The sequence below is a fragment of the Ensifer sp. GW101-20A05 genome (assembly GCF_059424735.1).
On record NZ_JBWKZT010000018.1, the window covers coordinates 33285 to 52816 of the forward strand.

A 19532-nucleotide genomic window follows, 5' to 3' on the forward strand; every position below is an offset into this window, starting at 1 on the left:
GGATTACAGGGAGCGCAAACCAATGTCAGCGCTCCCCATTTGGACGGAGCGTTCTATTTCGGAACGGCTGCCGGGCGCAGCAATGCGATGACCTCCTCATTGCCCTTGTCACGCGCCAGATCTCGTATCGAGGGGCCCGCGACACCGTCACGTATGCCGGCGTTTGCGCCTCGATCGAGAAGCAGCCGCACAGCGGCCGGCTGCCCGTTGACCACGGCGAACGCCAGTGGCGTCATCCAATCCTGTTGCGGTTCCGGACGGCCGCGCCCCCGGTACCTTCCGAACGGCGTTTCGAGCAACTCTGGCTCCCGATCGAGGATTTCGGCAACCCATTCGACCATGCCGAAGGCCGCGGCCGCGAAGATATCCAGCGGCTGCTCCTTCAGGAAGCGCACCATCTCGGCCTTGCCGTTGTACTCGGCCCAGCCGATCGGCGGCGCATGGTGGTAGGGATCACGGGCCGTTGAATTGGCACCGTGATCGAGCAACAGCTTCGCCATATCAACATTGCCGTGCAGTGCCGCCTCGTGCAGCGGCGTGCGCGATGTCATGCGGTTGACGTCGAAGCCGAGCGACAACATGAGCGTGGCTTCGGCGCGCCTGTCGTCACCCGCCGCCTCGTGCAGAAGCGCCGGATGCGCGGTCTGCGCGCGTGTGGTCAGCGTCGGATCCGCATTAACGAGCGCCCTCGCCTCATCGGCCTTCATTTCTGAGATAGCCCGGGCCAGCCGGTCGACATCGTCGAGCGGCGCTTGCGTTGCCCCGCGCGAAACAAGAAACGCAGCCAGCGCCGCATCACCGCCGAGCTCTGCCCATTGATAGGGCGTCCGGCCCTTGATGGGACGATTGACGTCGGCACCATGCTCGACCAGCAGGCGCACGCGCTCGCCCATGCGTTTTTCAAGCGCCCAGGCGAGCTGGTAGTCGAAAACGCGTTCGCCGTTTTCAAGGAAGCCGCCATCGTTGCGAACCAGCCAATTGTTCCGATCGTTGGCGCCAAGGCCATAGTCGAGCAAAAGCTTGAGGCACGTGTTGTCCGGCTCGAACATCCGGTTGTAGAGCGCCTGGCTGTCATTGGCCCGGGCACCGGCATCCAGCAATAGTCGCGCGAAAGCGACGCAATCCGGATGTTGCGGCTGCCGCTCGGGGCCGGCCTCGCCTTCGCCGAAGACGCCCGTCAGCGCCGTGAAACGGTACTGGCCGTCGTCGAGCCAATGCGCATCGGGATTGGCACCCCGTTCGATCAGGCGTCGGCCGGCGGGCAGAGAGGAGTGGCCGGGAACCCGGGCATAGGCAGCGTAGAGCAACGGCTCCCAGTCATACGGCCCGCCGCGTTTGCCCACGAGTTTCGGATCGCGATCGAGCCAGCGGTCAATTGCCTCTGCGTCGCCGAGCGCGGCTGCAACGTGGATGCTGTCGCCGGCGATTTCGGGATGTTCATCCAGCAGTGCAAGCGCCTGGGTGAACCGCTCGGGATCAGCGGCTATGTCACCGAAGTAGGAGACGGTCGCCAGAGACAGAAAGCGGTTTGCAAGCTGCTCGGTTGCAGGTGCATTGATCCCGGATTTCTCAAGATGCCGCTTCAGCCGTGTCCAGCTCGAAAAGCCGAACTCGCGGGCGAGCACCAGTTGCGCATCCTGGAGCCCCATTGCAGCGGGATCGGAAAAATAGGGAAGCGCCCGCTGCCTTGCACTGGCATCGCCAGCCTTCACGGCTTTCAGAAAAGCCTTGGCCTGCTTGCGGATCGTTTCGAGGGTAAGGTTCGCGGGAAGATCGCGCGCGCGCATGAAAGACCTCCTTTCATTCACGTCCGGTATCCGCGCCCACAGACTGAAAAGAGGTGTGGCAACCAAGTTCAGTGAGACAGGTGGGCCTTGCCCTTCCCGCGGATCGGATGCGCCCTGCGAACGAGGTCATCGCTAGCACGACGCCCTTATACTTGTCCAGCGCGCTCAGCTTTCAGGCTGATACCGAACGAAGGCGAAGCGATCGCCTGACGGCGACCAGTTGGGAACGTTGATGGTTCCCTGCCCGCCGAAAAGTTCGAACAGGATGCGCGGGTTGCCGCCGTCCATATCCATCAGCCGCAGGCGGACATCGAGATCCCTCGGATGATCGAAAACATCACCGTCATAGGAGAGCACCAGCAGATGCTTCCCATCCGGCGACGGATGCGGAAACCAATCGCCATAGGGGCTGTCGGTGATGCGCGTGACGTCACTGCCATCCGGCCGCACGCGCCAGATCTGCATGCGTCCGGTGCGGCTGGAGTTGAAATAGATCCATTCGCCATCCGCCGACCAGTCGGGCCCGTCGTTGCGACCTTCTCCGTGGGTCAGCCGCTGCTCCTCGCCGCCGTCAACCGAAATCGTGTAGATGTCGAAGACTTGGTCACGGATGCCGCAATAGGTCACCCTTCGGCCATCCGGCGACCAGCCGTGCCAATAGGACGGCAGATTGCGGGTGACGAGTCGCGGCGTGCCGCCTCTAGCCGGCAGCAGGTAGATCGCCGACTTGCCGAACTCGGTCTTGTCGCTGATCGCGATGGTGCCGCCATCCGGCGATATTCCATGATCGTTGTTGCAGAGCGTGGCAAATCCGGTGTCGATCTCCACCGGCTCCGAACCGTCGAAGCCGAGGCGATAGAGACGGCCATCGCCGTTGATGACCAGATGCGTGCCGTCCCGCGACCAGTTCGGCGCCTCGACCAGCCTGTCGGTCTGCCAGACGACGCGCGTTTCACCGGTAACGATGTCATAGGTCTCTATGGAACTGCGCATCCCTTTCTCCCGCCACAACCAAGGCAGCTATTTGCGTTCTTCGCCTCTCGGCAGCGTCGCCGAGACCTTGGCGCAGATCGACTGCATCAAATTGGAATTGCGTTGGTCTCGCCAGGTCGAGACGACGCCCCAGGCCAACAGCAGAAGGATGCAGACGAAGGCCACGCCGACGATGGCGCTACTGCCGCTTGCAAGACCATAGATGCCGAAGACCGCCGGCGTCGCGAAATAGGCGATCTGCGCCGAGAGCTGCCGGCCAGCAGAAACGTCGCTCAGCGACCACAGCCGGATCAGCCGGATTTCCTCGTCCGTGAACTCCGGACAGCTTTCCTTGCCGTCCCGCCCTTGGCCGAACGCGCTCATCGGCTACCCTCGATCGCGGAAGCGGTTGGTGATCGGGTACCGCCGGTCGCGGCCGAAATTCTTCTTGGTGATCTTGACGCCCGGCGCCGATTGCCGCCGCTTGTATTCGGCAATGTAGAGCAGGTGTTCGACCCGGTGAACCGTCGCCTCGTCATGGCCACGGGCGACGATCTCGTCCGTCCCCATTTCCTTTTCCACCAGGCATTCGAGAATGTCGTCGAGTACCGGATAGGGCGGCAACGAATCCTGGTCCGTCTGGTTGGGACGCAATTCAGCCGAAGGCGCTTTGTCGATAATATTTGGGGGAATGACGACGCCAGAGGGGCCAAGCGCGCCCGGCGGAACCGTGGTGTTGCGCCAGCGCGAAATCGCATAGACCTCCATCTTGTAGAGATCCTTGATCGGATTGAAGCCGCCGTTCATGTCGCCATAGAGCGTGGCATAGCCGACCGACATTTCCGACTTGTTGCCCGTCGTCACCACCATCGAGCCGAACTTGTTGGAGATCGCCATCAGGATGGTGCCGCGGGTACGGCTCTGCAGGTTCTCCTCGGTGATGCCGGATTCGGTCCCCTCGAACATGTCGGAGAGCGCGCTTAAGAACCCTTCGACCGGCTCGGAGATCGGCACGATATCGTAGCGGCAGCCGAGCGCTGCGGCACATTCCTTGGCGTCCTTCAGCGATTCCTGCGAGGTGTAGCGATAGGGCAGCATGACGGTGCGCACCCGCTCCTCGCCGAGCGCATCGACCGCCAGCGCCGCGCAGATCGCGGAATCGATACCGCCGGAAAGGCCGAGTACGACGTTCTTGAAGCCGTTTTTGTTCACATAGTCACGGAAGCCGAGCATGCAGGCGCGGTAGTCCGCCTCCTCGCGCTCCGGCAGGCGCGACTGCAGCCCGCTTTCGCAATGCCAGCCGCTTTCGCCCTTCTTCCATTCGACGATCGAAATCGCCTCTTCGAACTGGCTCATCTGGAAGGCGAGAGACTTGTCGGTGTTGAAGGCGAAGCTTGCGCCGTCGAACACCAGTTCGTCCTGGCCGCCGAGCTGGTTGGCATAGATCATCGGCAGGCCGGTCTCGAGCACCTGCTTGAGGACCACCTGGTGGCGCACATCCACCTTGCCACGAAAATAGGGCGAACCGTTCGGCGACAGCAGGATTTCCGCGCCGCTTTCCGCTAGTGTCTCGCAAACGCCGAGATCGCCCCAGATGTCCTCGCAGATCGGAATGCCGATGCGCACGCCGCGGAAATTCACCGGGCCCGGCATCTCGCCCTGGTCGAAGACGCGCTTCTCGTCGAACTCGCCATAGTTCGGCAGATCGACCTTGTCGCGGAACGCGATCACCTTGCCATCGTCAAGCACGGCCACCGAATTGTGCCGGCCGGTCTTGGCCTGGCGCGGGAAGCCGATGATGACGCCCGGGCCGCCGTCCGCCGTTTCGCTCGCGAGCTTCTCGACCGCCTGGAGGCAGGCCTTCAGGAATGCCGGCTTCAGCACGAGATCTTCGGGCGGATAGCCGGAAATGAACAGCTCCGTCAAAAGCAGGAGATCGGCGCCCTGGCGCGCCGCATCGGCACGCGCCTCACGCGCCTTGGCCAGGTTTCCGGCGATGTCGCCCACCGTCGGATTGAGCTGGGCGATTGCGATGCGCAGGAGCGAGGGGGCGATCTTGTGAGCGGTCATGAGCGGGCCTGTCGGTCTGTTCTGAGCGATTGCGTCTGACTTTCGCAATGTTCTTTAGCGCAATCCGCCGGAAAATACCCACAGGCAATCGCCGCTCCGCGAAAAAAACCGAAAAATTCTGTCTTTCCCGGTTCTTATGAAGGGCCGTTGCAGCGCCCTCACGCGACGAAAAGCTGTTCCCAAACCCCGTTAAGAAACCATTCATCCCCTGTTCAAAATGACGGGCGTATGACAGTTACACGACACATTTATGAAACTGGAGAACATGTTGGCTAGTATCGATTCCGCTGTCGCGAGAGGTTCGCGCGTCTATGTCGATAGACCCGGCTTCACCGCACGGCACGCCAAGACGCTTGCGGCCACCCGCAGCGCATTGTTCTCCCTTTTTGTCGCAGCCGCTCTCGTCTTCGCCGTCGAGCTGATCGTGCGCCAGTCGATGGCCGATACGCTCGCCTATATGCTCGACCCGACGCGCCCGGCGCTGACGACTGTCGGTGCATTCTTCCTGATGCTGCTGGCCGTCGACGGCATTTTCGGTCGCGAACATAAGTCGGCCGTGGTGATTGCGCCGCTCGCCATCATACCCGCCGTCGTCTGCCAGCAGAAGCAGGTCTTCCTGTCCGATCCGCTTTATCCGACCGATTTCCTGTTCGGCCGCCAGATCATGGAATTGATGCCGGTGCTGGTGAAGGACCGCCCCTGGACCGCCGTCGGCATCGTCGTCGGCCTCATCGCCGCCGTTGCCGCCATCGGCCTCTTGCTGCGCTACGCCTGGCGCAATTTCCCCAAGCTGACGCGCCGCGAGCGCATCGCTCGTGCGGCCTTTGCGCTGCCGCTGCTCTTCGCCTTCTGGCACATCATGGATTACAACCAGTTCTCCTGGATCCGTGATCGCCTGAAGGTCATCCCCATCATGTGGGACCAGACCGAGAACTATAAGCACAACGGCTTTGCGCTTGCCTTCGCCATCAACCTGCCGATGGCCAATGTCAGCGCGCCCGCTGGCTACATGGCCGACGCCATCGATCGCATTCCGGTGAAGCCGCTTCCGGCTGGCACCTCGCACCGCGGCAAGCCCGACGTCATCGTGCTGATGAGCGAATCCTTCTGGGATCCGACCCGCCTGCCCAACGTCAAGCTCTCGCCCGATCCGATGCCGACGATCCGCGAGATGCAGTCGGGCAACGTCTTCTCGCCGGAATTCGGCGGCATGACCGCCAATGTCGAGTTCGAGGCGCTGACCGGCTTCTCCAACGCCTTCCTGCCCTATGGCAGCATTCCGTACCAGCAGTACATCCGCAACCCGATCCCGTCGCTCGCTACCTTCTTCCGTGGCGAAGGCTATGTCTCGCGCGCCATCCATCCCTTCCAGAGCTGGTTCTGGAACCGTACCGCCGTCTACAAGGCCTTCGGTTTCGACACCTTCAAGTCGGAAGAGAACATGCCGCCGATGCAGAAGCGCGGCATCTTTGCCTCGGACGAGTCGCTGACGCATGAGATCATCCGCCAGGCCGACGCCATGGACGATCCGTTCTTCTTCTTTGCGGTGACACTGCAGGGCCATGGCCCCTATGAGGCAAACCGCTATGCCAAGAACACCATCAAGGTCGAAGGCAACCTGCCCGAAAGCGACCGGCAGGTGCTGGAAACCTATGCTCAAGGCATCAAGGAAGCCGACGAGAGCCTGAAGAAGCTGATGGACTGGGCAAAGAAGCGCGATCGCGAAACGATCATCGTGCTGTTCGGCGACCACCTGCCGCCGCTCAACACGGTCTATACCAGCACCGGCTTCATGAAGGGCGTCACGGCGGAGCGCAAGGGCTCGAAGGACCAGATGAAGGCGCAGCACGAAACGCCGCTCGTCGTCTGGTCGAACAAAACAGGCCCGAGAAAGAACGTCGGCACGATCAGCCCGGCCTTCCTCTCCTACCAGATCCTCAAGCAGTCCGGCTACGAGCACCCCTATTACACCGGGTTCCTCGGCAAGGTTCATGACCAATACCGGGTCGTCGACCGCTACATGCTGATCCGCAGGAACGGCAAGGAAGTCGCCGAGTGGTCGCGCCAGCCGAAGGTGCCGGCTCTCTTGCGTGACTATCGCTTCCTGCAGCACGACATGATGTTTGGAGACCGCTTCTCGACCGACCGGTTCTTCAAGTCCCACGCCGACCTCTTCGCAAGCGCGGCCGAGACCCACTGAACCACGAGCGCCGGACCGGCCACACCCGGTCCGGCTCTTCATGCTCTCGGTCGGCCAGATTTTTCCGCGACGCAAAACCGCCACGCACATTTGCTGGAAATGCTCTAGATTTTCTCCGGTCAACCCCGGAGATCGCCATGCCGCATTTCAACAACATCTCGCACCAGTTCTTCGGCAAGCCGCTCAGCGAACTCGGCGAGATCGAGCGCCGCATCCTCGCCTACGCCCGCGAGCGGCGCACGCTGACCACCGATACCAATGCGGCCTTCGCTGCCGAGCAAACCTTAGGCGACAGGCTCGCCGACAACATTGCCCGCGTTGGCGGCTCCTGGAGCTTCATCGTCACCTTCTGCAGTTTTCTCGTCTGCTGGGTCATCGTGAACTCGGTGCTGTTGGTGACCGGAGCGTTCGACCCCTACCCCTACATCTTTCTCAACCTCGTGCTTTCCATGCTTGCCGCACTGCAGGCCCCAATCATCATGATGTCGCAGAACCGTCAGGCCGAACGCGACCGCTTCGCAGCGTCCAAGGACTACGAGGTCAATCTCAAGTCGGAAGTCGAACTGATCGCCCTGCATCACAAGGTCGACGACGTGTTGCTGCGTGAGATTTCGGAACTGCGTGCCGACCTCGCAACGCTCAACCGCCAGCTCGAGCACTACCGTCCAGCACCCGGGCAGGACTGACCGAACACCCACGACACGCAGGATCAGATCCCGCGGTGCCGCGGCGTAGCGCGGGCGCCCACACCCCCGCTTCGCTGCCATCGGCAACTTATTGGAGTATGAAAAAATTAATATTTGAGGACCATCTTATGGGTGCAGGGACATTCGAAAAAAAATACAGCAACGTGGGTACGCGGAGATGCTGCAATGTCCAACTTCAAGCGCCTTTTCGGCGGCCGAGACGGCGCCGCTGCAATCGAATTCGCAATCATAGCGCCGCTCTTCTTCCTTTGCGTGCTGACCTTGATCGCCTACGGCGTCTATCTCAGCACAGCGCATTCCATACAGCAGATCGCCGCCGATGCCGCGCGCACAGCCATCGCTGGACTATCCCAAGGCGAGCGTGAACGCCTCGCGACCGACTACATCCGCCGCACCACGATGGATCAGGCCTTCATCAAATCCTCGCGTATGACCGTGACCGTCAAAGACGACGCCAGCAACGCCAACCAGTTCACCGTTCGGATCAAATACGACGCCGCCGACCTCCCGATTTTTAACCTTTTCACGTTCGCGATGCCGAGCAGCCAGATCGAGCGCTTTGCAACCATACGCGTGGGAGGGGTCTGACATGGCGTGGAAATCAACGCGACTGCGCACGCTGCTCCGATCACAAGACGCCAATATCGGCATCTCTGCCGCACTGGTCATGCCACTGGTCATCGCCTCAATGGGGCTCGGCATCGACTACGGCTATCTCACCGTGCAGAAACGTGAGATGCAGTCGGCGGTCGACCTTGCCGCGATCGCAGCGGCCGCCAATATCACGTCGGCCGAGAAGGCCGTGCTCAACCATTTCTCCAACAATGGCCTCAACTACGCCGTGGCCACGCCGACCGGGCTGATGACGGTCGATGGCAAGGTGCTGCCGCTGAGCGATGTCGGCACGGGCAAGGTGGATGGCGTGGCCACGCTGGCGCGCGGCCGCTATATCCCCGACCCGTCCGTCGAGGCCGGACAGCGCTTCATCAAGGACGCAACGCCGACCGATGCCGTTCAGGTTCTGCTGGAAAAGAAAGGCCAGATCTTCCTTGCCTCCATGTTCAGCGCGCCGCCGGATTTAAGCGTCATCGGCACGGCCGCCAGCTCCAAGATTGCCGCCTTCTCTGTCGGCTCGCGTCTCGCCAGCCTGAACGACGGATTGTTGAATTCGATCCTCGGGCAAATGCTCGGCACGACCATCTCCCTCAAGGTGATGGATTATCAGGCTCTCATCGACGCCGACATCGACGTCCAGCCGTTCCTGAAGATCGTCGCGACAAAGCTGAACCTGACCGCCGCCTCCTATGAGGACGTGCTGAAGGCCAATCTGACCATGCCGCAGTTGCTCTCCTCGATGCGGCTCGTCCAGGGTCTTTCAGGCACAGTGACAGCCGCGCTGAAGAGCATCGAGCTTTCGACCGCAAACAACAAGAAGACCGTCACACTGGCCCAGATCCTCAACCTCGATCCGAAAAAGAGCCTGCAGATCGATGCCGGTTCCGATTGGGCGATGAAGATCAGCGCGCTGCAGATCGTCTCCGCGGCCGCCGCAATTGCCAATGGCGAACACCAGATCGCGCTCAACGCCGTGACCGGGCTTCCCGGCATCGCTTCTGCCAAGGTCAAGCTCGCGATCGGCGAGCCGCCGGTCCAGACGCCCAGCCACCGCCTCGGAACCCCGGGGGCGGCCGTGCGCACCGCCCAGACCCGCCTCGCCGTCGAAGTCAACGTCGATGGCCTTGCGGCCCTTGCCGGCATCCGCATCAGACTGCCGATCTACGTCGAACTTGCCTATGCCGAGGCGAAACTTGCCGACATCCGCTGCTACGGCGGTACTCCGGAAAACGCGGCGGTCAGCGTCGACGCGGTGCCGGGCATTGCCGAGATCGCGATCGGCGACGTCGACCCGACAGTGCTCTCGAACTTCTCGTCGGATGCCCGCGTGCAAAGGGCCCGCCTCGTCGATGCCCTCGTCGTCAAGATCGATGCGCTCGCTCATGTCGAAGCACAGAACCTCAAGGTCTCGCGCCTGAGCTTCAGCCCATCCGAGATTGCGACTCGATCGATCAAGAGCGTCTCCACGAAGGATATTCTCACCTCCACGACCCAAACCCTGCTCAACAACCTCGACGTCAACATCCAGGTTCTGTTCCTCACGCTCGGCAGCCCGACGATCGTCCAGCAGGCTCTGGCCCAGACCTTGGGTTCCGTCACCAAGCCGGTCGATGGTCTCCTTTACAACCTGCTCCTGCTCGTCGGCGTCCGGGTCGGCGAGGCCGATGTGCGCGTCACCGGCGTCAAATGCCAGCCGCCTGTGCTGGTGCAATGATCGAGATCCAGCAATCGAACGGGGCGCCTGACGGCTGAACGTCAGGTGCCCCGTTTGAACAAAATCGGTTGTTCGCACGTTATGGGCAAGCTACTCCTACTAAAAGGGGTTAGGCTGAGTGGCGGCTGGCGACCGGGCATCTTGAAATTCAAGCATCCGGCACGCCGCGCAAGCTTCGGGGGGTGTGCGCAGCAAATGCGTGTCGTGGCAGAGCATGAGGGCGTTGCGCCAGTTGGTGCGCTTGCCTTCACCGCAGAAGATTTTCGCAATCATCCGAACTTCCGGGCGATCCTTCAGGCGAGCGCCCGCGATCTGATGTCGGTGTTTGATGTCTTCCCTCGAGTTGCCCGCCTCGTCGCCTCCCATCAGAAATGGACGCTGAGCCAAGCCGTCTACACACTTCACCTCGAGCGCGATCCAGCGAATCCGGAGACGGGTATCACCACCGCGCGCCTGCTAAAGTTCATGCATGAGATGGGCGGCGCCAGCCGCAATACCGCTGCCGCCTTCATTGCCGAACTGCTGACCTACAAGCTGCTGCGCGATACCAATGGCGGTCGTGCCAGAAAGAAAGTGCGGCCCCTGGAGCCGACCGAAATCAGCGAAGGGGCGATGTTGCGCTGGTTCATGAGCCAGATGGGCACGCTCGACCGTTTCGACGGCAAGGGCCGCCTTCAGCGCGTCGAAGCCGATCGGACGATCTTTGAGCGCGCCCAACCGATCGCCACCCGCCTGCTGCTCGCCGACCGGCGGTGGAACGAGCCGCCGGAAGCTGTGGCCGCCTTCGTCTGGACCGAATGCGGCGGCCTGCTGCTCGACGATCTCATGTCGCGGCCGCAAAGCCTCGATCCCGTCGACGGCAAAGTCTGGCTCGAAGCGAGCCTCTCGGAACTCGCCACGCACTACATGATCTCCAACACGCATATCAGGCGCATTTTCACCCGCGCCCAGGATGCGGGCCTCATCGGCCGCGCCGGCGAAGGCCAGCGCGGGCTGTTCTGGCTAGGCGAACGCCTGCTCGACGAATATTGTCAGTGGCAATCGGTCAAGATGGCCGGCCTTGCCAATGGCTATGAGCAGGCGGTTCGGCAGGCAACAAGCACGCCGGAGTGATCGCTCAGCTGCGTCCGGCCGCATATTTCGGCAAGTCGTCGGTGATTTCGTAGAAGTCGCCCTGGTCTTCGCAGAAGATGTGATAGCCACCCTTCAGCACGGTCGGCTTCTCGAAGGCCCCAGCCATGATCGAGATGTAATCCTGCCCGTCGCCCTTCCAGAACAGGGCCGAGCCGCAGATCCGGCAAAAGCCACGGCTGGCGCTGTCGCTTGCCCGATACCAAGTGACATGCTCCATTCCCTCGACCTCAAGGCCGTCGTTCCGGACATTCGTCGCGGCGTAGTAGAGCCCGGTCTGCTTCCGGCATTGGCTGCAATGGCAGTAGATCAGCTCGCGCAGCTCGCCCTGTGCGGCAAAGCGCACTGCCCCGCAAAGACAGCTTCCCTTGTGAACGTCCGGCATTGTTCCCCCAAAGCGAAATCGTGATGCATCACCCTGTCATGCGGTGGATAAGGCGGCACGATTGCGCGCGCCGCTTCCTGCTCCAGACACGAAAATGCCGGACCAGCTTCCAGAGCGGGCCCGGCATTGTCAAATTCAAAACTCCCAAGCGACGTTCAGAAAGCCTGAACGATGCCAGGGGATTAGATCAGCCGTTGACGACCATCTTCTTCTCGTCGCGGCCGCCCTTCATGCGCTCGGCCAGCAGGAACGCGAGTTCCAGCGCCTGGTCCGCATTGAGGCGCGGATCGCAATGGGTGTGGTAGCGGTCGGCAAGATCGTCGCCGGAAAGCGCGCGCGCACCGCCGGTGCATTCCGTCACGTCGTTGCCGGTCATCTCGATATGGATGCCGCCCGGATGCGTGCCCTCTGCCCGGTGAATCTGGAAGAAGCTCTCGACTTCCGACAGGATCCGCTCGAACGGGCGGGTCTTGTAGTTGTTGAGCGTGATCGTGTTGCCGTGCATCGGATCGCAGGACCAGACGACCTTCTTGCCTTCGCGCTCGACCGCACGGATGAGGCGCGGCAGATGCTCCGCCACCTTGTCATGGCCGAAGCGGCAGATCAGCGTCAGGCGGCCGGCTTCGTTGGCCGGGTTCAGAAGATCGATCAGCTCCAGGAGACCATCGGCCGTCAGCGACGGGCCGCACTTGAGACCGAGCGGGTTCTTGATACCGCGGCAGTATTCGATGTGCGCATGGTCGGGCTGGCGGGTACGGTCGCCGATCCAGATCATGTGGCCGGAGGTGGCGTACCAGTCGCCCGAGGTCGAGTCGACACGCGTCAGCGCCTGCTCGTAACCGAGCAGCAGCGCCTCGTGGCTCGTGAAGAAATCGGTCTCGCGCAGGCTCGGATGGTTTTCCGAGGTGATGCCGATCGCCTTCATGAAGTCCATGGTCTCGGAGATGCGGTCGGCGAGCTTGCGGTAGCGCTCTGCCTGCGGGCTATCCTTGACGAAGCCGAGCATCCACTGGTGCACGTTGTCGAGGTTGGCATAGCCGCCCATGGCGAAGGCGCGCAGAAGGTTCAGCGTTGCAGCCGACTGACGGTAGGCCATGATCTGGCGTTCCGGGTTCGGGATACGCGCTTCCTCGGTGAACTCGATGCCGTTGATGATGTCGCCACGGTAGGACGGCAGCGTCACGTCGCCCTGCTTCTCGACGCCCGAAGAACGGGGCTTGGCGAACTGGCCGGCTATGCGGCCGACCTTCACCACCGGCTGCTGCGCGCCGAAGGTCAAGACGACGGCCATCTGCAGGAAGGCGCGGAAGAAGTCGCGGATCGTGTCGGCGCCATGCTCGGCGAAACTTTCAGCGCAGTCGCCGCCCTGCAGCAGGAAGCCGCGGCCTTCGGCAACATTGGCAAGGGCACTCTTCAGACGGCGCGCTTCGCCTGCAAACACAAGCGGCGGATACTTCGCGAGGCTCGCTTCGGTCGCCTCAAGCGCTGCCAGGTCCGGATAGTCCGGCACCTGCTGGATGGGTTTCTGCCGCCAGCTGTTTGGAGTCCAAGTCTGTGCCATTTCGATCACCTGTTGTCTGCCGCGGATCTATCCGCGCGGGTCGCGCCCTGACGGCCGAAGGTGGCCGCCCGGTATTCGGAAATTTCACTCATGTCCGCGTGCCCTGCCCCAACGCAAGATTATTGCGCCAAGCTCGCCCGAAGCCGGTGACTTCGCGGATGCGGGCTTATAGACGTTAAGCGAAGGCTTGGAAAGACATCCTACCAGAATTCATCGGCTCCGGCGCCTGCAAAGCAAGGCACCGGCTGCCGGGGCCTCAGACCCGCTCGCCCTTGCGGATGCGGTAGGACGGCGAATACATCGTCACCAGTTCTTCCGCCGCCGTCGGGTGCACCGCCATCGTCCGGTCGAAATCGTCCTTGGTGCAGCCGGCCTTCAGCGAGATGCCGAGCAGCTGGGCCATCTCGCCCGCATCATGGCCGAGGATGTGGGCACCGAGCACCTTGCGGTCGGCAGCGTTGACGATCAGCTTCATGATCATCTTTTCCTTGCGGCCCGAAAGCGTCGCCTTCATCGGCCGGAATTCGGCGCGATAAACGTCCAGCTCGTCGAAGCGGCGCGTCGCCTCTTCTTCCGTCAGACCGACGGTGCCGATCTCCGGCTGCGAGAAGACGGCGGTGGGGATCAGGTCGTGATCCGGCGACACCGGATTGTTCTTGTACTCGGTCTCGATGAAGCACATGGCCTCGTGGATCGCGACCGGCGTCAGTTGCACGCGGTCGGTGACATCGCCAAGCGCATAGATGCCCGGCGCACTGGTGCGCGAGAACGCATCGACGATGATGGCGCCGCGCTCATCGGTCTTGACGCCAGCCGCTTCGAGGCCGAGCCCCGTGGTGTTCGGCACGCGGCCAAGCGCCAGCATCACCTGATCGACGGCGATGTCGCCGTGCTTCATCGTGCGTGCGACACGCTTCCCAGCATCATCGAGGGCGACCGACTGGATAAGGTCCTCGCACAGGATACGGATGCCCTTCTCTTCCATGGCCACATGCAGCCCGCGGCGCAGGTCTTGATCGAATCGCGAGAGAATTTCCTTGCCGCGATAGATCAGCGTCGTCTCGACGCCGAGGCCGTGGAAGATGTTGGCGAATTCGACGGCGATGTAGCCGCCGCCGGCAATTAGGATCGACTTCGGCAGGTCTGCGAGATCGAAAGCCTCGTTCGAGGAAATGCAGTGCTCGTGTCCCGGCAGCGCGTCATGCGGCGTCGGATGACCACCGACGGCGATCACGATCCGCTCGGCCGTCACCGTTTTGCCGCTGTCGAGCAGACGAACCGTATTGGGACCGACCAGCTCGGCGCGCGTATGCAGGATTTCGGCGCCGGCATTGTTGAGGCCCTTCTGATAGAGACCTTCAAGACGGGTAATTTCCTGCTCCTTGGCGGCGACCAGTTTCTGCCAGTCGAACCGGCTTTCGCCGACCGACCAGCCAAAGCCGGCTGCGTCCTCGAAATGTTCGGAAAACTGCGACGCGTAGACATAGAGCTTCTTCGGCACGCAGCCGCGAATGACGCAGGTGCCGCCGTAGCGAAACTCCTCCGCAATCGCCACCTTCTTGCCGAGGCTCGCTGCCAGGCGCCCGCTCCTGACGCCGCCGGATCCGCCACCGATCACGAAGAGGTCATAGTCGAAAGCGGGCATGGGCAGTCTCCTGAAAGCAAGCGGGCCGAAATGGCGAAATGGAAAGCGCGCCGAACAATCTCGCGTTCGGCAGCCGGTGCGGCCAGCCGAAGGCCGCGCCGCAGGGCACATATAGTGGTGCCTCCAGCCAAAAGAAAAGCCCGGATCTCTCCGGGCTCCTCGAAACGTGATGAACCGTGGGCGGCGACGGTTATTGTGCCGGCGCCTGGACGGCGCCCTCGGCAGCCGGCTGCGTGCTGCCAACCTTTTCGTCGAGCGACTTGGTGGCTTCCTGGGTCAGATCGCGGGAAACGCCTGCGGCCCAGATGTCGGCGGCCTTCAGCAGTTCGCGCGAAGCGATCGGGCCGTTATCCAGGAGCTTCTTGCCGGCGGACGAGCCGTAAAATTCGGTGATCGCGTTCAGTTCTTCGAGCGAGAAGGTCTTGGCGTAGATCGTCGCCGCTTCGTTCTCGAGATCGGCACGGCGCGCGGCAAGGCTAAGTGCCTTCTCGTCGACGGTTGCCGTGATCAGTTCCTGATGGTTCGGCGATGACTGGATCAGCGTGTTCTTCAGCCGCTCGGCAAGGTTCGGCAGAATGTTGTCGAAGCTGTTGGTCACGCCAAGCGCTGCGATCGTCGCGCGCGCCGCCTTGATCTGCTCTTCGGAGACGTCCTGGGCCTGCACCGCCGGAATCGATGCGGAAAGCAGAATCGCGGTGGCAGCGAATGTGCGGACAAGACCTGCGAGTTTGTTCATTTTTACCCTTGCTCCTGTGTTTGTCGCATGCTGCCCGGGCGATTTCCGCCGCCAGGCCCGCATGTGTGGAAACCTGTTGTCTTTACCGCTCCCAGCCCATTGCGGGCTGTCGGGAGCCAGCTCAGGACGCAGTCAGAATGCGTGCCTGCTCCGGCCCTGCAATGATTGCCAGCGACGCGATGTCGATGAAAAGCCCGTGCTCGACGACGCCGGGAATGGCATTCAGCTCCCCCGCGAGCGCATCTGCATCAGGAATACGGCCAAAAGATGCATCGAGAATGAGGTGTCCACCGTCGGTCTTGAAGGCGCCGTCGTGCGATTGACGCACGGCGATTTCGCCGGAAAGGCCGAGCCGCGAAGCGACTTTCTCGATCGCGATCCGCGTTGCCACCTGACCGAAGGGATTGACCTCGATCGGCAGCTTGAAGGCACCGAGGACCTCGACCACCTTCGATTCGTCGGCGATCACGATCATTCGCTTCGACGTGCTCGCGACGATCTTTTCGCGCAGCAATGCGCCGCCGCCGCCCTTGATCAGCCGCAGCCGGCCATCGACCTCGTCGGCGCCGTCGATCGTCAGGTCCAGTTCCGGCAGCTCATCGAGCGATTTCAACGGCACACCGAGTTCGAGGCAGAGCCGCGCCGTGCGCTCCGAAGTGGGAACGCCTTCGATACGGAAGCCGGAGGCGACCTTCTCGGCCAGCAGCCGGACAAATTCCTCAGCCGTGGAGCCCGTACCGATGCCGAGGCGCATGCCGTCTTCGACATATTCCAGAGCCGCAGCCGCGGCTTTGATTTTCATTTCGCGGGCGTCCATGCGCCAGTCGCTCCCTTGTAATTCCGACGGACGGCTTTGCTGCAAGCAGCGAACGGCCGGCCCGTTTTCCGCTGAGACACTTACACGCCCGGCGACGCAAACAAAAGTCAAAATGAAATTGCCGCCAAGGATTCCGCAGGACTTGGGACATGTACTCCCCATTGCATTCTGCTGTCACTTCGCCTACCCGAACGGCAACGTTTCCGGTGCCATGAGGTTTTTCGGTGTCATCTCCCATAGTCGTCTTCGATCTCGATGGAACGCTTGTCGATACCGCGCCGGACCTGGTCGCGAGCCTCAACCATGCGGTGACCCAGGCCGGCATCGCACCGGTCGGCTATGCGGATCTCACCCATCTTGTCGGGCACGGCGCACGCGCCATGATCGAGCGCACCTTCGCGCTCCGGCAAAAGCCGCTCGCTGAAGACGTGCTGGAATGGCAGCTCAAGGAGTTCGTCGATTTCTACCACGGCTCGATGCCCGGCGATTCGCTGCCCTATCCGGGCCTCATCGACGCGCTCGACCGGCTCTCCGGCGCCGGCTTCAAGCTGGCGGTCTGCACCAACAAGCCGGAAAAGCTGGCAACGCGCCTGCTCGAACGCCTGGGGCTGATCGAACGCTTCGCCGCGATTTCGGGTGGCGACACTTTCGAAGTGCGCAAGCCGAATGCCGAGCACCTCCTGAGAACCGTCACCAATGCCGGCGGCTCGGCCGAACGCTCGGTGATGGTCGGCGACAGCCTCAACGACTTCCTCGTCGCGCGCAATGCAGCGGTGCCGTCGATTGCGGTTCCTTTCGGCTACTCGGACGTCCCCGTCGAAAGCCTCGAACCGACGAAAATCATCAGCCACTTCGACGAGCTGACACCGGAACTGGTCTCGGCGCTGCTCGAAGCCCGATGATCGAATAGAAAAAAAGGCCGCTCGAAGCGGCCTTTTCTTATTCTTGTGTCTTATCCTTCGGCCCTGCGGGCGCCGCGCGTCGCGTCAAAGGCGCGGTTCATGTACATGTCACGCTCATAGACGTCGTCGAAATACTCGACGACACCATCCTTGTTCGGCCAGGCCGTGAAGTAGGCGACATAAACCGGCACCTTCACCGGAACCTGCAGCGCCTTGTTGCCGCCGCCGGCAATCTCCTTGCCGACGTCCTCGACGCTCGTACCGAGCACGGCCGCCGCCATCAGGCGCGGATCGGCAAGCCGCACGCAACCGTGGCTGAGTGCCCGGTTGTCGCGCTTGAAGAAGCTCTTCGACGGAGTGTCGTGCATGTAGATCGCATGCGCGTTGGGGAACAGGATTTTCAGCTCGCCGAGCGCGTTGTCGCTGCTCGGCGGCTGGCGTACTGCGACCGAAGCGGTCGAGCCGTTCCAGTTGACCGACGCCGACGGAACCGGCCGGCCGCCGACTTCGACCTGGTAGCCCATGCGATCGAGATAGTTCGGGTCGCTGCGGAGCTTCGGCAGCATCTCGTTGACGATGATCGACTGCGGCACGCCCCAGTACGGATTGACCTCGACGGTCTGGATCTCGTCCTGGAAGAAATAGGTCTGGTTCGTTTTCGAGCCGACGACCACGCGCATCGAGAACTGCTCGGCGCCCTGGTCGGTATAGGTTGCGGTGAAGGCCGGCTGGTTGATGAAGACGTAGCGGCCGCCGAGGCCATCCGGCAGCCAGCGCGCCTGCTCCATGGCGATCTCGAGCTTGTTGATCTTGTTCGCCACGCTGTCGCCACCGGTCAGGATGCGCACCGACGCCTGGCCGACGACCCCATCAGCCTTCAGCCCGTGTTCCTTCTGGAAGGCCTCCACCACGGTTACCAGTTCCGGCGTGTATTCCGGCGCTCCCTGGTAAGCGGCAAGAACCGCCGCATGTTCGGTCTTCAACGCTTCCGAGCCCTTGAGGCGAATACCGGCAATGATGTTGGCGAGCTCGGGATTGCTCTGACCCGGCTTCAGCAGCGTGCCCGGCGCGATCTCGACGCGCTGCTCGGCGCCCGTTTCCGCCCTCAGCTTCTCCAGTTCGACGGAGAGTGCCGCAAATTGCGCGCTCTTCGGGTTCTGGTCGTTGAGAAGCGTGGCGACGTCGTTGCTCGCAGACAGCTTGTCGAGAAGCGGGGCGAGTTCGACAGTCTTGCGCTTGAAGTCGTGGTAGCCGGAGATCTTGTTCGGATCGATGCGGCCGCGCACGGTGTCCTGCGCATAGGTGAGCGTTGCCGCCGACAGCGCGATTTCGAACTGCAGCAGTTCCTTTTCGCGCGCGATCATATCGCCGCGGTCGAAAGTGTCTGCCGGTACGTTGACGGCATAGTCCTGCGGGTCGAGGCCGACCTTGGCTGCATCGGCGAGAACGTCGACCGCTGCCTTTGCCTTGGCGTTCACGCCTTCGGCGCCGATCCAGATGTAATCCATGCGGGTCCCGTAATGGGCTTCGACCGCCTTGGCGACGTCGCCGGACGCGCGAACGTTGATATCCGGCAGGAACTGCCGCGCGTCGGCAAGCGGCGTGCGCAGCATCGGCGGCAGCGCATCGTTGCGCACGGAGCCGGTAACGACCGGGTCGAGCAGCTTGTCGGTCGAGATGCGACGCAGCGGCTCCGCCTTGTAGGTGTAATATTTGGGGCCCGTGACCTTCGGCAGCGGCTTGGCCGCCTGCTGCGGGTCGACCATCGTGCCCATGCCCGGCAGCGGCTGGTTCGGCTGAACCTGCTGAGCCTCGGTCTTCTTCCGGCCTGCCCGGATGAAATCGCCAAATGTGAAGGCCGAAGCCGGCCGCGCATCCATGGTCGCGATCGCACAGCCGCTCATGAGCGCCACGACCGCTGCCGTCTTAATTACTCTCATATGAAACTACGTCCCCGTATCGCGTTGTCGCCGAATTCGACTGAAGCCAGATTCTCGCCACGCCCTCGTGCACTGAAAGTTATAGAAAAGGATGGTGAATGAAAAGGAAACGCGCCCGCGAACATCGACCTTGAATCTCCTTCCTCGCCCCGGCAATCGCCTCGATTCCATAACGTTCGAAGGGGGATAAAAATTTGATCCATATGGATTTTATTTCAGCGGGAGGTCATGGGCCGGTTGCAGCCGCCGATCGGCGCCTAAAAAGAACGCCGCGCCTGTGACCGAAACATCACAACGGCGCCCGCGGCCCGCAAGCGACCGAATCACCATCGTTCCGGGCCGGCCTTGTT

16 protein-coding genes are annotated in these 19532 nt (G+C 62.2%); 6 read left to right on the forward strand and 10 right to left on the reverse strand.

All coding sequences use genetic code 11. The features are described from left to right. Positions 1-53: 53 nt before the first annotated feature. From AC070A_RS29475 to AC070A_RS29490, 4 genes are all read right to left on the reverse strand, one after another. Positions 54-1787 carry an ankyrin repeat domain-containing protein gene (locus AC070A_RS29475; RefSeq protein ID WP_492384625.1) on the reverse strand — a complete coding sequence of 578 codons (1734 nt, stop codon included), beginning with the start codon at positions 1785-1787 and terminating at the stop codon, positions 54-56. Between the two features lie 165 nt (positions 1788-1952). After that, the gene (locus AC070A_RS29480) at positions 1953-2780 is read right to left on the reverse strand and encodes a TolB family protein (protein WP_113737255.1); all 828 of its coding nucleotides are present in this window, start codon (positions 2778-2780) and stop codon (positions 1953-1955) included. Between the two features lie 27 nt (positions 2781-2807). Next, complete coding sequence (locus AC070A_RS29485; protein ID WP_113737256.1) at positions 2808-3143, reverse strand: hypothetical protein; 336 nt, start codon at positions 3141-3143, stop codon at positions 2808-2810. A 3-nt stretch (positions 3144-3146) separates the two neighbouring features. Beyond that, positions 3147-4829 (reverse strand): NAD+ synthase, encoded by a 1683-nt coding sequence (locus tag AC070A_RS29490; protein ID WP_113737257.1) that lies wholly within the window; start codon positions 4827-4829, stop codon positions 3147-3149. A gap of 268 nt (positions 4830-5097) precedes the next feature. On the opposite strand from AC070A_RS29490, the gene AC070A_RS29495 reads away from it, so the two are divergent. The 5 genes from AC070A_RS29495 to AC070A_RS29515 all read left to right on the forward strand — a co-directional run bounded on the left by AC070A_RS29495 (position 5098) and on the right by AC070A_RS29515 (position 11178). Continuing rightward, a complete protein-coding gene (locus AC070A_RS29495) occupies positions 5098-7029 on the forward strand; it encodes an LTA synthase family protein (protein WP_082615755.1) in 1932 nt (643 codons plus the stop codon). A 137-nt stretch (positions 7030-7166) separates the two neighbouring features. Beyond that, a complete protein-coding gene (locus AC070A_RS29500) occupies positions 7167-7715 on the forward strand; it encodes a DUF1003 domain-containing protein (protein WP_057248868.1) in 549 nt (182 codons plus the stop codon). Positions 7716-7901: 186 nt separating this feature from the next. Then, positions 7902-8324 (forward strand): TadE/TadG family type IV pilus assembly protein, encoded by a 423-nt coding sequence (locus AC070A_RS29505; RefSeq protein ID WP_058324072.1) that lies wholly within the window; start codon positions 7902-7904, stop codon positions 8322-8324. Position 8325: 1 nt separating this feature from the next. Further along, positions 8326-10065, forward strand: a complete 1740-nt coding sequence (locus tag AC070A_RS29510) for a pilus assembly protein TadG-related protein (RefSeq protein WP_492384627.1) — start codon at positions 8326-8328, stop codon at positions 10063-10065. 195 nt (positions 10066-10260) lie between these two features. Further along, positions 10261-11178 (forward strand): helix-turn-helix domain-containing protein, encoded by a 918-nt coding sequence (locus tag AC070A_RS29515; protein WP_057248865.1) that lies wholly within the window; start codon positions 10261-10263, stop codon positions 11176-11178. 4 nt (positions 11179-11182) lie between these two features. Here AC070A_RS29515 and AC070A_RS29520 read toward each other — a convergent pair whose 3' ends face one another. The 5 genes from AC070A_RS29520 to rpiA form a co-directional block, all read right to left on the reverse strand. Continuing rightward, positions 11183-11581 carry a GFA family protein gene (locus AC070A_RS29520; RefSeq protein WP_057248864.1) on the reverse strand — a complete coding sequence of 133 codons (399 nt, stop codon included), beginning with the start codon at positions 11579-11581 and terminating at the stop codon, positions 11183-11185. 187 nt (positions 11582-11768) lie between these two features. Then, positions 11769-13142 (reverse strand): class II 3-deoxy-7-phosphoheptulonate synthase, encoded by a 1374-nt coding sequence (locus AC070A_RS29525; RefSeq protein WP_058324194.1) that lies wholly within the window; start codon positions 13140-13142, stop codon positions 11769-11771. A 256-nt stretch (positions 13143-13398) separates the two neighbouring features. Continuing rightward, positions 13399-14787, reverse strand: a complete 1389-nt coding sequence (gene gor, locus AC070A_RS29530; protein ID WP_113737259.1) for a glutathione-disulfide reductase — start codon at positions 14785-14787, stop codon at positions 13399-13401. Between the two features lie 190 nt (positions 14788-14977). Further along, entirely contained in the window at positions 14978-15523 is a 546-nt protein-coding gene (locus AC070A_RS29535; protein WP_058328291.1) for a DUF2059 domain-containing protein, read from the reverse strand. 121 nt (positions 15524-15644) lie between these two features. Continuing rightward, complete coding sequence (rpiA, locus tag AC070A_RS29540; protein ID WP_057248861.1) at positions 15645-16340, reverse strand: ribose-5-phosphate isomerase RpiA; 696 nt, start codon at positions 16338-16340, stop codon at positions 15645-15647. A gap of 224 nt (positions 16341-16564) precedes the next feature. Between rpiA and AC070A_RS29545 the strand changes: the two genes are divergently transcribed. Next, positions 16565-17242, forward strand: coding sequence for an HAD family hydrolase (locus AC070A_RS29545; RefSeq protein WP_058328292.1), 678 nt, complete (start codon positions 16565-16567; stop codon positions 17240-17242). 50 nt (positions 17243-17292) lie between these two features. Here the strand turns inward: AC070A_RS29545 and AC070A_RS29550 are convergent, their stop codons facing one another. Next, positions 17293-19182 (reverse strand): L,D-transpeptidase family protein, encoded by a 1890-nt coding sequence (locus AC070A_RS29550; RefSeq protein ID WP_113737260.1) that lies wholly within the window; start codon positions 19180-19182, stop codon positions 17293-17295. Positions 19183-19532: the final 350 nt, after the last annotated feature.

What these genes read in the sequence shown, in the direction of transcription:
- AC070A_RS29475 (WP_492384625.1), bottom strand. Translation starts at nt 1,787, where the DNA reads ATGCGCGCGCGCGATCTTCCCGCGAACCTTACCCTCGAAACGATCCGC.
- AC070A_RS29480 (WP_113737255.1), bottom strand. Translation starts at nt 2,780, where the DNA reads ATGCGCAGTTCCATAGAGACCTATGACATCGTTACCGGTGAAACGCGC.
- AC070A_RS29485 (WP_113737256.1), bottom strand. Translation starts at nt 3,143, where the DNA reads ATGAGCGCGTTCGGCCAAGGGCGGGACGGCAAGGAAAGCTGTCCGGAG.
- AC070A_RS29490 (WP_113737257.1), bottom strand. Translation starts at nt 4,829, where the DNA reads ATGACCGCTCACAAGATCGCCCCCTCGCTCCTGCGCATCGCAATCGCC.
- AC070A_RS29500 (WP_057248868.1), top strand. Translation starts at nt 7,167, where the DNA reads ATGCCGCATTTCAACAACATCTCGCACCAGTTCTTCGGCAAGCCGCTC.
- AC070A_RS29505 (WP_058324072.1), top strand. Translation starts at nt 7,902, where the DNA reads ATGTCCAACTTCAAGCGCCTTTTCGGCGGCCGAGACGGCGCCGCTGCA.
- AC070A_RS29510 (WP_492384627.1), top strand. Translation starts at nt 8,326, where the DNA reads ATGGCGTGGAAATCAACGCGACTGCGCACGCTGCTCCGATCACAAGAC.
- AC070A_RS29515 (WP_057248865.1), top strand. Translation starts at nt 10,261, where the DNA reads ATGCGTGTCGTGGCAGAGCATGAGGGCGTTGCGCCAGTTGGTGCGCTT.
- AC070A_RS29520 (WP_057248864.1), bottom strand. Translation starts at nt 11,581, where the DNA reads ATGCCGGACGTTCACAAGGGAAGCTGTCTTTGCGGGGCAGTGCGCTTT.
- AC070A_RS29525 (WP_058324194.1), bottom strand. Translation starts at nt 13,142, where the DNA reads ATGGCACAGACTTGGACTCCAAACAGCTGGCGGCAGAAACCCATCCAG.
- gor (WP_113737259.1), bottom strand. Translation starts at nt 14,787, where the DNA reads ATGCCCGCTTTCGACTATGACCTCTTCGTGATCGGTGGCGGATCCGGC.
- AC070A_RS29535 (WP_058328291.1), bottom strand. Translation starts at nt 15,523, where the DNA reads ATGAACAAACTCGCAGGTCTTGTCCGCACATTCGCTGCCACCGCGATT.
- rpiA (WP_057248861.1), bottom strand. Translation starts at nt 16,340, where the DNA reads ATGGACGCCCGCGAAATGAAAATCAAAGCCGCGGCTGCGGCTCTGGAA.
- AC070A_RS29550 (WP_113737260.1), bottom strand. Translation starts at nt 19,182, where the DNA reads ATGAGAGTAATTAAGACGGCAGCGGTCGTGGCGCTCATGAGCGGCTGT.